The sequence below is a fragment of the Janthinobacterium sp. BJB401 genome (assembly GCF_013372745.1).
GTDB lineage: Bacteria > Pseudomonadota > Gammaproteobacteria > Burkholderiales > Burkholderiaceae_D > Janthinobacterium > Janthinobacterium rivuli.
The window spans coordinates 1-15,532 of sequence record NZ_JABXFH010000077.1 but is presented as its reverse complement, the minus strand read 5'-3'; the positions used below and the strand labels follow the sequence as shown (position 1 = coordinate 15,532).

Sequence of the window (15,532 nt, the reverse complement as noted above, 5' to 3'; positions counted from 1 at the left end):
TGCCGCGGCAAGCATCTCGATGCAGTTGGCGTAACCGCTGGCTTTCGCCTGGGCAATCGCGGCGGCAAAGTCGGCAAAGCCGTCGCCCAGGCCAGGCATGGCTTCTTGCAGCAGTTCGGGCACTGGGCCGAACAGTTCTGCCAGCGCCTGCGACGCGGACGCCGGCAGGTTGTTGATGCCGATGCTGGCCACGCGGAGCACGACATAGTCGGACGCGGCACCATCGGCCTGCGGCAACGGCCCCTGCTTCAGGGTGAACCGCGTGCCGGCGCGCAGGGTGCGTACTGTCGAGCGCGCCTGCCACAACTGGGCGCGCGCTTCGCGCGACTGCATCTGCAACGCGGCATAGTGCTGCGCCTGCGCGCCATTCGCATACCAGTACTGGCCCGGCGTATCGTAACTTTCCAGCACAGGGGCATGCTCGCCGCCGATGGCCAGATTCGTCGGCACGCTGGCGGCGACCGCCTTCTTGGCCTTGTAATCGTAGCTCAGTACGCTACTCAGCCCGACGTGCAGGCTGCGCCGCGCGCACAGCGCTTGCACGCTGTCGCTCGCTTCGCCGGCCCTGGCGCCATGAAAGCGCAAGCCGCCGTCTTGCGCGCTGCTGGCGTCCTCGGGCGTGGCGCAGGGCTGGCTGCTGTCGGCGAACAAAATCAGCGTGTGCGCCTCGAAGCGCCAGGCGATGCCCTCTTCCGTCAGCAACCGGCGCACGAAATCGTAGTCCGATTCCCGGTACTGGCAACAATAGCTGCGCTCGCCCGCCTGCCGCATGCACTGCGCCACCTCGTCGCTCCATTGCCACAGGGCATGCGGCGCATAGGCTTGCAATACCTCGTCGACGATGGCCGTCACGCTCCGGTCTTGCCATACGCGGCTGTTACGCACTTGCGTCAGCAGCCACAGCCAGGGCGTGATGCGCAAGCGGTAGCGCGCCAGGCCGCCATTGCTGCCCAGCATGGCCGCTGCGCTGATATAGCCGGGAAACTGCGTGCGCGTGCCGTCGGCCAGGCTGATATGCAGGCTGGCAGGCTGGCCCAGCAGGGAGGCCAGCGCAACATGGGCATTCGTGGACAAGGCGATAATCTCGCGCGCGCCAACCGCCTGCAGCCGGTCATCGGCGGCGAAGGCTTCGACCAGCAAGCCGCCGTCCTGTCCATCATCGCCGATGGACAATGCATACAGACGCGTCGCACCATTGAAGGCGGCTACCGCGCTAACGATATCTTGTGTCAAATGATGCTCTTCATCTGGAAAGTGGCATCACACATTGCTTATCAAAACAATGTGCAAAATAAACAAGTCCAGGCAATTATGCGCGAGTTCTCAAAAAAGCAAGATTCAATTGAACAAGTAGTGCGCGGGGAAGACAATAGTCGATGCTTCGGGCAATGGATTCGGTACAATACTCCGGCAAGCCCATTCACTCTTTCCCGTGCAGCCATGAACCAACTCGAACAACTGAAGCAATTTACTACCGTGGTGGCCGACACCGGCGACTTCCAATCGATCCAGGCTTACACGCCGCGCGATGCGACGACGAATCCGTCGCTGATCCTGAAGGCCGTGCAAAAGGATGAATACAAGCCGCTGCTGGAAAAGGCCGTGCGCGACCATCCGAACGCCTCGACCGCCGAAATCATCGACCGCCTGCTGATCGCCTTTGGCGTGGAAATCCTGCAAACCATCCCCGGCCGCGTCTCCACCGAAGTCGATGCGCGCCTGTCGTTCGACACGGAAGGTACTGTCGCCAAGGGCCGCGACCTGATCGCCCTGTATTCGAACGCCGGCATTGCCCGCGAGCGCGTGCTGATCAAGATCGCCTCCACCTGGGAAGGCATCCGCGCCGCCGCCATCCTGGAAAAGGAAGGCATCCGCTGCAACATGACCCTGCTGTTCTCGCTGGCCCAGGCCATCGCCTGCGCCGAAGCGGGCGCGCAGCTGATTTCGCCGTTCGTCGGCCGCATCTACGACTGGTACAAGAAATCGACGGGCATCGACTACATGGGCGCGGAAGATCCGGGCGTGCAATCGGTCCGCCGCATCTACAATTACTACCGCAAGTTCGGCTACAAGACCGAGGTGATGGGCGCGAGCTTCCGCAACACGTCGCAAATCCTCGAACTGGCCGGCTGCGACCTGCTCACCATCAGCCCCGACCTGCTGCAAAAGCTGGCCGACAGCGATGCGCCGGTGGAACGCAAGCTGAGCGCCGAAGCGGCGCCGTCGACCAACATCGTGCAAATGTCGCTGAACGAAGAAGCCTTCCGCTTCATGATGAATGAAGACGCGATGGCGACGGAAAAACTGGCCGAAGGCATCCGCGCCTTCTGCGTCGATTCCGGCAAGCTGAAACAGATGGTCGCGGCACTGCGTTAATCGCTGATCCTCACCGCAAAAAAAGCGGCGTCCGTGCAATGCACGGCGCCGCTTTTTTCATGCCCGCGTGATCAGGAGCAGCGGAAGGTAGCTACGCCCTGGTAATTGGCGCCATTTGCCAGTTGTGCCTTGTAAGCGGCGATCAGCAGGTAGCTGCCAGCGCCGCCGTCGCCCAGCATCAGCTGCGCGCCCAAACCATTCGACAGGTAGCCGCCGGTGAAACTGCTCGACGCGGCCGAAGCCATGGTCGTCGAAGCCGTTACTTTGCCCGTGCTGCCGCCTGCGCTGGCGTCGATGGTCAGCGCTATTTTGGCGCCGGAGGCATCGAAGGACATGCTGGCATTACCGCTGACTGTACCAAAGTGAGCTGTCGACGAGACGCTGCTGCCACCCGTATAGCTTGGCGCCGTGAACGTGCCTGCATCGCAGGAGAACGTGCCGGTCGCTGGCAGTGCGGCGAGCACGTTATAAGCGATGTAATGCGCACTGGCATTGTTGCCGCTCAACGTCGTGGCGCCAGAGCTATTGCTGAATGAGCCCTTGAACCAGCGTCCCTGCGCAAAGCTGGCGTCGCCGCTGATTTCACGCGTCACGGCCGGATTGCCCGTCAGGACGATGCCGCCGATAGTGCTCAAGGCGCCGGAGGCATCCTGTACCAGCAGACCGGCCTTGCCATTACCCTGCAAGCCGATCGACGTAAAGACGTAGCGGCTGTTGTCGCCATTGACGAAACGGGCGCTGACGGTGCCCGTGTTTTCGCCAGTGGCCGCCGGCACGGCGGGAACGACTGGAACGACGGGCGCTACCGGATCGGCAGGCTTGGCCGTATTCACGGCAACCGACGTGTCGGATGGGGAAGACGAACCGCCGCCACCGCAAGCGGCGAGCGAAGCGGCGATCAGGGTCAGAACAAAAGCGTGATTCAGTTGCATACGATTCCAATAAAAAAGCAAGACATAAGGAATCCTTGGCTCATGCCAAAAATTCAACGTCCAATATTATGCAACATTTCTCAAAAGAATGGTTGCCTGAAAGAAATTTATTAATACTAACAATGTGACTATAACGAGCGCGACTGCGTCGTGGCGCCACGCTGGCGGTAAAATACCTGGCTACCGGCCGCCAACAACTACTCATGCAATCACCGATCACCATCCGCCTGGGCCGCCGCGCCCGCGCCCGCATTGCCGAAAACGGCTTGTGCGCGAGCGACATCGCCATCGTGCCTGCCGCCGCGGGCGGGCCGAAAGGCTTGATCCTGCACCAGCTCGATTGCTGGCTGTTCGGTGATTTTCTGGCGCAGGCGCCCCGCCCGCGCCACTTCGTCGGCGCCTCGATCGGCGCCTGGCGCATGGCCGCCGCCGTGTTTCCCGACCCGGTGGCCGCGCAGCGCCGCCTGGTGCGCGCATACGTGGGCCAGCGCTATCCCGACAAGCCCGAGGCGGCGCACGTCAGCCGCACCTGCCGCGCCCTGCTCGACGCCGTACTCGATGGCCAGGATGCGCAGCTGCTGCAGCACGAGCGCCACAGCCTGTCGGTGCTGGCCGTGCGCGGCGTCGGCGCGCTGGCGCAGCCGGGAAAATGGCGCGACCGGCGCGGCTTCCTGCTGGCGGCCGCCGGCAACGCCGTGGCGCGCGCGCGCCTGGCCGCCTCGCTGGAACGCGCGGTGTTCCATGCCGGGCCGGATGGCGCCAGCTGGCTGCGCTCGCGCTTCGACGCCTTTCATTCCCACTTCGTGCCGCTGGCGCAAGAGAACCTGCGCGACGCGCTGCTCGCTTCCGGTTCCATCCCGCTGGTGCTCGATGCCGTGACGGACATCGCTGGCGCGCCGCCAGGGCGCTACTGGGACGGCGGCCTGGTCGACTACCATTTGCACCTGCCCTACCAGCGCGAACCGGATCTGGTGCTGTACCCGCATTTTGCCGACCATATCGTGCCGGGCTGGCTGGACAAGGCCATGCCCTGGCGCCGCGCGCGCAGCGGCGATAGCGCACTCGACAACATGATCCTCGTCTCGCCCTCGCCCGCCTTCGTGGCCAGCCTGCCGAACGGCAAACTGCCGGACCGGCGCGACTTCCCCCATTACGGGCAAGACCACGCGGCGCGCATTCGCGACTGGCGCCGCGCCATCGCCGAAAGCGAACGCATGGCGGCCGCCTTCGCCCGCTGGGCCGAACAGCCCGACCTGCGCCAGGCGCTCGACCTGTAGCACGGGCGAGACTGCAACAGGCGCCAAAACAAGCGCGCTTTTCCCTCGCCTATTGGTCACTTATCAGTGCATACTATGTCGCACAGGCAATTAAATCCCCTCTGCGACAGGAGCTCCAACCATGCACGCCCTCTCCCACCTTCGTATCGGCACGCGCCTGGCTGCAGGCTTCGCGCTGGTGCTGCTGCTGTCCGTGATCTCCACCTCGTATGCGCTGTACAGCGCCCACGTGAATGCCGAAGCGACGCGGCAAATGATGGAAAAACCGCTGGCCAAGGAACGCCTCGTCTCGGACTGGTACGTGCTGATTTATTCGGCCATCGCGCGCACGTCGATGATCGCCAAAAGCACGGATGAAACCCTGTCCAGCGTGTTTGCCGACACCATCGCCGACAGCACGAAACAGGGCAGCGAACTGCTGAAGAAAATCGAGGCGCTGCTCGACAGCGACGAGGAAAAAGCCATCTTCAAATCGTCCATCGCCGAACGCGTCAAGTACCAGGACGCCAAGACCCTGGTGATGAATGCGCGCAAGGCCGGCGACGCGGCGCAGGCGGAAAGCACTTACCGCGACAGCTTCGCGCCGGCCGCCGCCAAATACCAGAACAACGTCAAGGCCCTGCTGTCGCAGCAGCGCCAGGCCATCGACGCCACGGCGCACGCAATCGAGGCGGCCAACGGGCGCAGCTTCACACTGCTGCTGACCTTGTGCGTGCTGGTGGTGGCGCTGGGCAGCGTCTGCGCCTGGCTGATCACGCGCTCGATCACGCAACCGTTGAAGGCCGCCGTGAAGGTCGCCGAAACGGTGGCCGATGGCGACTTGCGCACGCATTTCGGCGCGCCCGCCAGCGATGAAATCGGCGACCTGATGCGCGCGCTGCACGGCATGAACGAGGCACTGCGCAAGGTGGTGTCGGAAGTGCAGACGGGCACCAATGCGATCGCCACGGCGTCGGGCGAAATCGCCGCCGGCAACCAGGATTTGTCGGCGCGCACGGAGCAGCAGGCCAGTTCGCTGGAAGAGACGGCGTCGTCGATGGAAGAACTGACCAGCACCGTCAAGCAGAATGCGGACAATGCGCGCCAGGCCAACCAGATGGCGGTGGCCGCCTCCGGCGTGGCCGAACGGGGCGGCAGCATCGTCAGCCAGGTGGTCGACACCATGGGCGCCATCGATACGGCATCGACGAAAATCGTCGACATCATCGGCGTCATCGACGGCATCGCCTTCCAGACGAATATCCTGGCCTTGAACGCAGCCGTCGAAGCGGCGCGCGCCGGTGAGCAGGGGCGCGGCTTTGCCGTCGTCGCCACGGAAGTGCGCAGCCTGGCGCAGCGCTCGGCCGCGGCGGCGCGCGAAATCAAGACCCTGATCGGCGACTCGGTGGAGCAGGTCAACAACGGCACGCGGCTGGTGCAGCAGGCCGGCAACACCATGGGCGAAGTGGTCGACAGCGTGCGCCGGGTCACCGACATCATGGCAGAAATCACTGCCGCCAGCGCCGAGCAAAGCATGGGCATTGACCAGGTCAACCAGGCCATCGCGCAGATGGACCAGGTGACGCAGCAAAATGCGGCCCTGGTGGAAGAAGCGGCGGCAGCGGCCGAAAGCATGCAGGACCAGGCGGCGCGCCTGGCGCAAGTGGCGGCCGGCTTCCAGCTCGAACACACGGCCGCGGCGGCGCCGGTGCGCACCGCGCGGCCGGCGCCCACCCAGCTGGCCAAGCCGGCGGCCAACAGCCCCACCGCCAGGCAGCCCGGCATCGCAACCAGGAGTACGCCAGCCCCGCGCAAGCCCCAGGCGCAGGTGGCTGGCGAGCAGGATTGGGAAGAGTTTTAAGGCTGACGGCGGCGCCGGTTGAAAGGGTTTGACAGCGCCCTGGCGCGCGAGGATACTGGTTTCAGGTGGCATGGCGCTCCACCGGCAGCGATACGTGTTGCGCCTGACATCGTTCTGCGGGAGCACGAACATGAAACGTATCAGAGAACAGCTGCGCCTGGCCTTCCTGTCCCCCTTGCTGCTGTGCGCAGCCCTTGCCGGCTGCGCCACGGCGCCCGTCACGCCGCCTCCGCCCGACCTGTTCAACGATGCCAGCTTTGCCGCGCCGGCCGTGCCGGTCGACCCGCAGCAGGCGTTTGCCATGAGCGAAGCCATGCGGCTTTATGTGCGTGTCGATATCGCGCGCGAGGCGCGCAGCAAGAATCCCCGCCGCGCGCTGGCCGATGCCCTGCGCAACCGGGCCGGGCTGCAGCTGGAATATGATGCCGCCATGACGCGCACGGCGGCGCAGGCGTTCGATGCGCGCAGCGGCAATTGCCTGTCGCTGGTGCTGATGACGGCGGCACTGGCCAAGGAGATGGGGCTGGAAGTACGTTACCAGGTGGTCCTGGGCGAAGAGAGCTGGAGCCGCAGCGGTGACATGTATTTCGTCGCAGGCCACGTCAATCTCGCGCTGGAACGCCGCCCCCTCAGCAATGCGGTCGGCTACGATTCCGATGCCATCCTGCTCATCGACTTCCTGCCTGGCGAAGACCTCATCGGCCAGCGCACGCAGGAAGTGCGCGAGGCAACCATCGTGGCCATGTACCTCAACAATCGCGCCGCCGAAGCCATGGCCAGCGGCGAGCTCGATCAAGCCTACTGGTATGCCCGCGCCGCCATCCTGCAAGACCCCACGTTTGCGGGCTCCTTCAATACCCTGGGTATCATCCAGTTGCGCCACGGCGATACCGAACCGGCGCGGCGCACGCTCGCTTACGCACTGGAACGCTCGCCATCGAACACCGTGCTGCTGTCCAACCTGGCGCAGGCATTCGACGGCCTGGGACGCGCGGAGGAAGCGCAGCTGCTGCGGCGCAAATTGCTGGCCCTGCAGCCAGAGCCGCCGTTCCACTTTTTCAACCAGGGTCAGCGCGCCATGGAAACGGCCGACTACCAGGAAGCGGCGCGCCTGTTCAAGCGCGAGATCGCGCGCGACCCCTACTACCATGAATTCCACTTCTGGCTGGCGCAGGCGTATGCGCGCATGGGACAGCTGGCGCAGGCCGGACGCCAGCTGGAACTGGCGATGGACAACAGCACCACGCGCAGCGAGCACGGGCTGTACGCGGCCAAGCTGCAGCGCCTGCGCGCCGCCAGCGCGCATTAGCGCATCAGGCAGCGTCAGTCTTCCAGGAACATCTGCTGCAAGTCGTTCAGGAAGGACAATCCCAGCGCCGTCGGGTGGATGACCTGGTGGTCGCGGTACAGCAAGCCTTTCGCTTCGGCCGCATTCAGCGGCTGCTCGATGGCGTTGAGGGCCAGGCCCGTGCGCTCGGCGAACAGGTTCGGCGCAAAGCCCTGCGTCAGGCGCAGGGTATTGAGCATGAATTCAAAACCCATTTCCTCGCGTGCCAGTTCGCGCTCTTCCTGCACCGGGTTACCGGCTAGTACCGCGTCCATGTAGGCACGCGGCTGCTTGTAGCGGGCCTGGCGCAGCACGCGGTGCGGGAACGAAATCTTCGAATGCGCGCCCGCGCCGATGCCCAGATAATCGCCGAATTCCCAGTAATTGCGGTTGTGCTTGGCCTGGCGGCCCGGCTGCGCATAGGCCGACACTTCATAGCGGCCATAACCGGCCTGCGCGGCGCGCGCGGCCACCATGTCGGCGATGTCGGCGCTCTCGTCGTCGTCCGGCAGCACGGGCGGATACTTGGCGAACAAGGTGTTCGGTTCGAGCGTCAGGTGGTACAGCGACAAATGCGGCGGCGCGAACGACAGCGCCGTTTCCAGGTCCTGCCGCGCCTCGGCCAGGGTTTGCGTGGGCAACGCGTACATCAGGTCGAGGTTGAAATTATCGAAATTCGCGTGCGCGATCTCCACCGCACGGCGCGCCTCGTTGTCGTCGTGGATGCGTCCCAGCGCCTGCAAATGGCGGCCATTGAAACTCTGGATGCCGATCGACAAACGGTTGATGCCGCTGGCACGGTAAGACTTGAATTTTTCCGCTTCAAAGGTGCCCGGATTGGCTTCCATCGTGATTTCGCAATCGGGCTCCAGTGGCAGCAGAGTGCGCACGTCCGACATCAACCGGTCCAGGCCCGCCGCCGACATCAGGCTGGGCGTGCCGCCGCCGATGAAAATCGTGTGGATCTTGCGGCCCCAGATCAGCGGCAGCGCCATTTCCAGGTCCAGGCGCAGGGCCGCCAGGTATTCGGCTTCCGGCAAGTCGCCGCGCACCTCGTGCGAATTGAAGTCGCAATACGGGCATTTTTTCACGCACCACGGGAAATGGATGTACAGCGACAGCGGCGGCAGGGCCGTCAGGTTCAGCGCGCCCGGCTGCAGGTATTTCAGGGCCGCTCCGGCCGCGCCGGAAATGCCTTCCTGTGGCGCGGGCGACGCTCCGGGCTTGGCTGCCGGCCTGGCAACGGCGCCCACCAGTTTGATCGGGATCATCGCAGCTTTTCCACCAGCGCGCGCAGGGCCTGGCCACGGTGCGACAGCGCGTTCTTTTCATCGGACGTCAGTTCGGCCGCGCACTTGCCCAACGCGGGAATGAAGAAATGCGGATCGTAGCCGAAGCCGCCGTTGCCGCGCGCAATGGCGATCATCTCGCCATTCCAGCGGCCATCGGCGATCACGGGCTGCGGGTCGTCCGCATGGCGCACGTACACCAGCACGCAGTAGTAATAGGCGGACTTGTCGGCATGCGCTTCCAGGTCGGCGATCAGCTTGGCGCTGTTGGCCACATCCGATTTCGGCTCGCCCGCATAGCGGGCCGAGTACACGCCTGGCGCGCCGCCGAGCGCATTGACGCACACGCCGGAATCGTCGGCCAGCGCCGGCAAGCCCGTCAGGCGCGATGCATGGCGCGCCTTTTGCAAGGCGTTTTCAACGAAGGTGTGGAATGGTTCGTCGCTTTCCGGCACGGCGTACTCGCCCTGGGCGTGGACGGAAAAACCGATGGTCGAGAGCAGCTCGTTGAATTCCTTGAGCTTGCCGGCGTTGTTGGAGGCGAGGATGAGGCGTTGGGTCATGTCAGTAGTCCGGTTGAAGTGCCGACATTGTAAACCTTTTGCGCTCCCCTCACCTTGGCCCGCCGCCGCGCTCAACGGCGGCAAGTGTGGGCTTTTTGCCCGGCGCGGCGGGCAGCGATGTGTAAATCCATGTAAAGATCAGATCCCCAAAGCCTGCTTCTGCAGGGCGATCAGGTCGGCGATGCCGCCCTGTGCCAGATCCAGCAAACGGTTCATGCCGGCGCGGTCGAAAGCGGCGCCTTCGGCCGTGCCCTGCACTTCGATGAAGTGGCCCGCTTCCGTCATGACCACGTTCATGTCCGTGTCGCAGCCCGAGTCTTCCACGTAATCGAGGTCCAGCACCGGCATGCCCTGGTAGACGCCCACCGAGATGGCGGCGACGAAGCTTTTCACGGGAATGGCGGTGATCGCGCCGCGCGCCTGCAGCTGGGAAAACGCGTCATACGCAGCCACCATGGCGCCCGTGATCGAGGCCGTGCGCGTGCCGCCATCGGCCTGGATGACGTCGCAATCGAGGTGCAGGGTGCGTTCGCCGAAGGCCTGCAAATCAAAGGCGGCGCGCAGCGAGCGGCCGATCAGGCGCTGGATTTCCTGCGTGCGGCCGGACTGCTTGCCGCGCGCCGCTTCGCGGTCCATGCGCGTGTGCGTCGAGCGCGGCAGCATGCCGTACTCGGCCGTCAACCAGCCCTGGCCCTTGCCCTTCAGGAAACCCGGCACCTTGTCTTCGATGCTGGCGGTGCAGATGACCTTGGTGTCGCCGCACTCGATCAGCACCGAGCCTTCGGCATGCTTGGTGTACTGGCGGGTGATGCGGATGGCGCGCAGCGCGTCGACGGCGCGGCCGCTCGGGCGGGATTCAAATGTCATGGGATGTCCTGTGTGATTGGGGTTGCGGCAGCGATTTTACCACCGCGCGCCCGTGTATTTGCAGTCATGCAACAGCGCAGGACGCAATGGCGGGCCGCGCACACATGATCCCTACAATCCTGCCCCGCCAAACACAATTTTCTTTACAATGCCGTAAAACGCACACTATTCAGCAATTTTCAGGCCATCGTGTACTTCGGTCTGTTTTGCGGCGCGGGCGGTATTGCCTGCGCTGGCTGATTAAGTGTATAAGTGACTGTATACAAGACCAAATCGGGGAATCCTTTGAGCATTTCAAGCATGACAGGCTACGCGGTTGCCACCAGCGAAGGTGCTGCAGGCACACTGACAATTGAAATCAAGAGCGTCAACTCGCGCTTTCTCGACCTGCAATTCCGGATCAACGACGATCTGCGGGCCCTGGAGCCTGACTTGCGCGCCGCCGTCATGTCCGCCATCACCCGCGGCAAAGTCGAGGTACGCCTGAGCTTTGGCCGCAAGGCGGCGACGGCCGGCACGCAGGCGCTGAACCTGCCCCTGCTGGCCGAACTGGCGCGCCTGCAAAACGAAGTGGGCCAGCATTTTGTCTCCGCTCCCGTCATGACGGTGGCCGAACTGCTGCGCTGGCCTGGCGTCATCGAAGAAGCGCAAGTGGGACAGGAGTCCCTGCAGGCGGACGTGGGCGCGCTGACCAAGCGTACCGTGGCGGCCTTCGTCGACAGCCGCAAGCGCGAAGGCGCCGCGCTCGAAGCCGTGCTGCTGTCGCGCATCGAAGCGATGGAAGCCATCGTCAAGCGCATCACGCCATTGATACCGCAAGTGGTGGCGGCCTTCCAGCAAAAAGCCATCGAGCGCATGCAGGATGCGCTGGGCCTGGCCAGCCAGGGCTCGAATTCAGCCCTGTCGCGCCAGGACGCCATGGAACGCATCCGCCAGGAAGTGATTTTGTACGGCATCCGCATCGACGTGTCGGAAGAGCTGGCGCGCCTGTCGGCCCACCTGGGCGAAACGCGCCACATCCTCACCAAGGGCGGGCAAGTGGGCAAGCGCCTCGACTTCATGATGCAGGAACTGAACCGCGAAGCCAACACGCTGGGCGCCAAGGCGTCCGTCAAGGAACTGGCCGACGCCTCGATGGACTTGAAGCTGCTGATCGAGCAGATGCGCGAACAGGTGCAGAACCTGGAATAAGCTCCCTTCAGGCCAGGCGCGCTCCGGCGCGCCCCTTGTCGCTGGCGGCGATGACGACGCAGGCGACAAACAGCACGATGCTGTATTCCACGCCGCCGGCGCCATGCTCGCCCACGAACCAGCCCTTGGCCGCATGCACGATGGCGATGCCGCCGATGCAGATCACCATCAGCCCGGCCGCCGCCCAGCGCGTGTACTTGCCGGCGATGAGCAAACTGCCGCAAACGATTTCGACGACGGTAATCGCCCACACCACGGCCAGACCGTAGATGAACCCCTTGTCTTCCAGGAAACCGGCAAAGCGGGGAATGGTGCCATTGGCGATGCGCGTGATGGCGTGCGCCATGAACATCACGGCGATGGCCACGCGCAGCAGCAACATGGCCTGGGCGGAACTGAGAAACGGGAAATTCTTCATGCGCGCATCCTGTCGGTAAATAGTTATTAAGAAAAAACCATTCCAAATTAAATAACTATTTCCTCAAGATAACAAGCAAAATATGCACAAGCCTGGCGGCAAGGCGCATCGCGGGGCTGGCTCACCGCCTTGCCTCTTGGTAAAATACCGGATTGGGCGGCGCCCATGCAAGCGCACACGCCGCCATCACACGCATATGGAAAGATCCGCATGAGCCACCCTACCGCCTTCTCCGGCAGCCTGTTCGTGGTCGCCGCGCCATCGGGCGCCGGCAAATCGACACTGGTCAATGCATTGCTGGCGCAAGAGCCCGGCATCAAATTGTCGATCTCGACCACCACGCGCGCACCCCGTCCGGGCGAGCAGCATGGCCGCGAGTATTACTTCACGACGGCGGAAGACTTTGTCGCGCGCGCCGACCAGGGCGAGTTCCTGGAATGGGCGGAAGTGCATGGAAATTACTACGGCACTTCGCGCATCATGGTGGAACAGCAAATGGCCGCCGGCACCGATATCCTGCTGGAAATCGACTGGCAAGGCGCGCGCCAGGTGCGCAAGCAATTTCCGCGCGCGGCCGGCATTTTCATCCTGCCGCCATCGATCGATGCGCTGGAAGAGCGCCTGAACAAGCGCGGCCAGGACGAGCCGCACGTGATCACGCGCCGCCTGCTGGCGGCCGGCGGCGAAATCGCACACGCTCCCGAGTTCGAGTATGTTATTATCAATGAAGAGTTTACGGTCGCTTTGTCCGAACTGAGCGCGATCGTGAGAGCGGCCCGTTGCCGGTTTGCGCAACAAGCGGCCCGCAACGCATCGCTATTCGCCCAGCTGGGCCTGCACGCAGAATAATCGTCTCTGCACGCCAGTTCACACAGCGCCCCGCACCACGCACACAATTTAGGAGTTACTATGGCCCGTATCACAATCGAAGATTGCCTGAAGCAGATCCCTAACCGTTTTCAGCTGACCCTGGCTGCGACCTATCGCGCACGTCAGTTGCTGCAAGGCCACACCCCAAAGGTGGAAGCCAAGGACAAGCCTACCGTTGTCGCACTGCGTGAAATCGCTGCCGGTAAAGTCGGCATCGAAATGCTGAAAAAGGTCCCGATGTAAGTGGGAACCCGCGTGCCGGAACAGTGCTGACCCCTGGTTCTACCGTATCCTTTATTCACACTGTGAAGCAACGCGACGTTTTATGAGTCTGACCCCAGCCGACACGACTTCCGCAGCACTGCCGCCCCTGGCCTCGCGCCAGGCGGCAAAACCGCAGGGCGCTTCCGCGCCCGGCGCCGGCACGTCCGGCAGCAACACCCCCGCAGCACCGCCAGCGCCCGCCCTCGGCGTGGCCTCCGTCAGCCATCTGGCCGACAAGCTGGCCGAATACCTGTCTCCCGCCGACCTGAAAAAAGTCAAGGAAGCCTACCGCTTCTCCGACGAAATGCACCTGGGCCAGATGCGCCGCTCGGGCGAGCCGTATATCTCGCACCCGATCGCCGTCGCCGAAATCTGCGCCGACTGGAAGCTCGACGCGCAAGCCATCATGGCCGCCCTGCTGCATGACGTGATGGAAGACCAGGACGTCAAGAAGGATGAATTGATCGAACGCTTCGGCGCACCCGTGGCGCACCTGGTCGACGGCCTGTCGAAACTGGAAAAGATCGAATTCCAGAGCCAGATCGAAGCGCAGGCGGAAAACTTCCGCAAGATGCTGCTGGCCATGGCGTCCGACGTGCGCGTGATCCTCATCAAGCTGGCCGACCGCCTGCACAATATGCGCACCCTGGACTTCATGACGGCGGCAAAAAAACGCCGCATCGCCAGCGAGACCATGGAAGTGTACGTGCCGATCGCGCACCGCCTCGGCCTGAACAATATTTACCACGAGCTGCAGGACCTGTCGTTCTCGCACCTGTACCCCATGCGCTACCGCACGCTGGCGAAAGCCGTCAAGGCGGCGCGCGGCAACCGGCGCGAAGTGGTCAACAAGATCATGGAAGCGGTGAAAAGCACCTTGTCCATGGCCGAACTCGAGGCCGACGTCACGGGCCGCGAAAAGACCCTGTACGACATCTATAAAAAGATGCGCAGCAAGCATTTGTCGTTCTCGCAAGTGCTGGACGTGTACGGCTTCCGCGTGGTGGTGGGCAGCTTTGCCGACTGTTACGTGACCCTGGGCACCCTGCACAGCCTGTACAAGCCCATGCCGGGCAAGTTCAAGGATTACATCGCGATCCGCAAGCTGAACGGCTACCAGTCGCTGCACACGACCGTCATCGGCCCGTACGGCACGCCCGTCGAATTCCAGATCCGCACGCAGGAAATGCACCGCACGGCCGAGTCCGGCGTGGCCGCGCACTGGCTGTACAAGAGCGGCGAATCGAACCCGTCCGACTTGCAGCAGCGCACGCATGCGTGGCTGCAATCCTTGCTCGACATCCAGCAACAGACGGGCGACTCGGCCGAATTCCTCGAACACGTCAAGGTCGACCTGTTCCCCGATTCCGTCTACGTGTTTACGCCGAAGTCGAAGATCATCGCCCTGCCGCGCGGCGCCACGGCCATCGACTTCGCCTACTCGATCCACACGGGCATCGGCGACCAGACCGTGGCCGTCAAGATCAACAACGAAACCTCGCCCCTGCGCACCGAGCTGCACAATGGCGACATCGTCGAAATCATCACCGATTCCTCGTCGCGCCCCAGCCCGACCTGGCTGTCGTTCGTGCGCACCGGCAAGGCCCGTTCGGCCATCCGCCACCATCTGCGCACGATCAACCTGCCCGAATCGATCGCCCTGGGCCAGCAATTGCTGTCGCAGGCGCTGCAGACCCTGAACATCGACGCCGACCTGCCAGCGCCATTGGTCGAACGCCTGCTCAACGAGTCGAGCGCCAACTCCATGGACGAGCTGTACGCGGACATCGGCATCGGCAAGCGCATGGCCACCCTGGTGGCGCGCCATATCTTCGGCTTGATCGGCGGCGAAGCGGCCAGCATGCCGGTGGAACACAATAGCGGCAGCGAGCTCGACCCGGTCACCATCTGCGGCAGCGAAGGCGTCTCCGTGCAACTGGCGCCATGCTGCTTGCCGATTCCCGGCGACCAGATCATCGGCCAGCTGCGCCGCGACCAGGGGCTGCTGGTGCACACGAGCGACTGCTCGCAAGCAAAACGCCAGCGCGCCAAGGAACCGGACCGCTGGATCGCCGTGCGCTGGGGAACCGAACTGAACCGCCGCTTCGACTGCCGCATCAAGGTGCTGATCAACAGCGAACGGGGTATCCTGGCCAGAGTCGCCGCCGAAATCGGCGAATCCGACGCCAACATCATCTATGTGGGCATGGACGAAGACAAGGACAACGTCCTCGACCAGCTGCGCTTCACCGTGCAAGTCAAAGACCGCGTCCACCTGGCCGCCCTGCTGCGCAACGTGCGCAGAGTGGCCGGCGTGA

The 15,532-nt window shown here is 63.7% G+C and carries 14 protein-coding genes; 8 read left to right on the top strand and 6 right to left on the bottom strand.

Translation table 11 applies throughout. From position 1 onward, the window contains the following. Positions 1 to 1,233 (bottom strand): type VI secretion system Vgr family protein (locus tag HWE17_RS27315; protein WP_176390948.1); only part of this gene is annotated, 1,233 nt, incomplete at its 3' end. Positions 1,234 to 1,440: 207 nt separating this feature from the next. Between HWE17_RS27315 and tal the strand changes: the two genes are divergently transcribed. After that, positions 1,441 to 2,376 (top strand): transaldolase, encoded by a 936-nt coding sequence (tal, locus tag HWE17_RS27310; RefSeq protein ID WP_035821310.1) that lies wholly within the window; start codon positions 1,441 to 1,443, stop codon positions 2,374 to 2,376. Positions 2,377 to 2,447: 71 nt separating this feature from the next. Here tal and HWE17_RS27305 read toward each other — a convergent pair whose 3' ends face one another. Then, a complete protein-coding gene (locus HWE17_RS27305) occupies positions 2,448 to 3,308 on the bottom strand; it encodes a hypothetical protein (RefSeq protein ID WP_176390947.1) in 861 nt (286 codons plus the stop codon). Positions 3,309 to 3,511: 203 nt separating this feature from the next. On the opposite strand from HWE17_RS27305, the gene HWE17_RS27300 reads away from it, so the two are divergent. From HWE17_RS27300 to HWE17_RS27290, 3 genes are all read left to right on the top strand, one after another. Next, on the top strand, positions 3,512 to 4,585 hold the full coding sequence (locus tag HWE17_RS27300) for a patatin-like phospholipase family protein (RefSeq protein ID WP_176390946.1): 1,074 nt from the start codon (positions 3,512 to 3,514) through the stop codon (positions 4,583 to 4,585). A gap of 121 nt (positions 4,586 to 4,706) precedes the next feature. After that, entirely contained in the window at positions 4,707 to 6,425 is a 1,719-nt protein-coding gene (locus tag HWE17_RS27295) for a methyl-accepting chemotaxis protein (protein ID WP_176390945.1), read from the top strand. A 130-nt stretch (positions 6,426 to 6,555) separates the two neighbouring features. Further along, the gene (locus HWE17_RS27290) at positions 6,556 to 7,734 is read left to right on the top strand and encodes a tetratricopeptide repeat protein (RefSeq protein ID WP_176390944.1); all 1,179 of its coding nucleotides are present in this window, start codon (positions 6,556 to 6,558) and stop codon (positions 7,732 to 7,734) included. Between the two features lie 14 nt (positions 7,735 to 7,748). Here the strand turns inward: HWE17_RS27290 and hemW are convergent, their stop codons facing one another. The 3 genes from hemW to rph all read right to left on the bottom strand — a co-directional run bounded on the left by hemW (position 7,749) and on the right by rph (position 10,471). Then, positions 7,749 to 9,023: a radical SAM family heme chaperone HemW gene (gene hemW / locus HWE17_RS27285; protein WP_176390943.1), complete on the bottom strand. Its 1,275-nt coding sequence runs from the start codon at positions 9,021 to 9,023 to the stop codon at positions 7,749 to 7,751. Beyond that, positions 9,020 to 9,604, bottom strand: a complete 585-nt coding sequence (gene rdgB / locus HWE17_RS27280) for an RdgB/HAM1 family non-canonical purine NTP pyrophosphatase (RefSeq protein WP_176390942.1) — start codon at positions 9,602 to 9,604, stop codon at positions 9,020 to 9,022. The genes hemW and rdgB overlap by 4 nt, the downstream gene beginning before the upstream one ends. Before the next feature lie 138 nt (positions 9,605 to 9,742). After that, on the bottom strand, positions 9,743 to 10,471 hold the full coding sequence (rph, locus tag HWE17_RS27275) for a ribonuclease PH (RefSeq protein ID WP_035821321.1): 729 nt from the start codon (positions 10,469 to 10,471) through the stop codon (positions 9,743 to 9,745). Between the two features lie 300 nt (positions 10,472 to 10,771). On the opposite strand from rph, the gene HWE17_RS27270 reads away from it, so the two are divergent. Beyond that, on the top strand, positions 10,772 to 11,662 hold the full coding sequence (locus HWE17_RS27270; RefSeq protein ID WP_176390941.1) for a YicC/YloC family endoribonuclease: 891 nt from the start codon (positions 10,772 to 10,774) through the stop codon (positions 11,660 to 11,662). 7 nt (positions 11,663 to 11,669) lie between these two features. Here the strand turns inward: HWE17_RS27270 and HWE17_RS27265 are convergent, their stop codons facing one another. Next, complete coding sequence (locus HWE17_RS27265; RefSeq protein WP_081922562.1) at positions 11,670 to 12,080, bottom strand: DoxX family protein; 411 nt, start codon at positions 12,078 to 12,080, stop codon at positions 11,670 to 11,672. Positions 12,081 to 12,290: 210 nt separating this feature from the next. On the opposite strand from HWE17_RS27265, the gene gmk reads away from it, so the two are divergent. The 3 genes from gmk to HWE17_RS27250 all read left to right on the top strand — a co-directional run. Further along, positions 12,291 to 12,929 (top strand): guanylate kinase, encoded by a 639-nt coding sequence (gmk, locus tag HWE17_RS27260; protein ID WP_080753685.1) that lies wholly within the window; start codon positions 12,291 to 12,293, stop codon positions 12,927 to 12,929. Between the two features lie 60 nt (positions 12,930 to 12,989). Next, positions 12,990 to 13,193 (top strand): DNA-directed RNA polymerase subunit omega, encoded by a 204-nt coding sequence (gene rpoZ, locus HWE17_RS27255; protein WP_010400723.1) that lies wholly within the window; start codon positions 12,990 to 12,992, stop codon positions 13,191 to 13,193. 82 nt (positions 13,194 to 13,275) lie between these two features. Continuing rightward, the coding region (locus HWE17_RS27250) for a bifunctional (p)ppGpp synthetase/guanosine-3',5'-bis(diphosphate) 3'-pyrophosphohydrolase (protein ID WP_176390940.1) at positions 13,276 to 15,532 on the top strand (2,257 nt) is incomplete at its 3' end.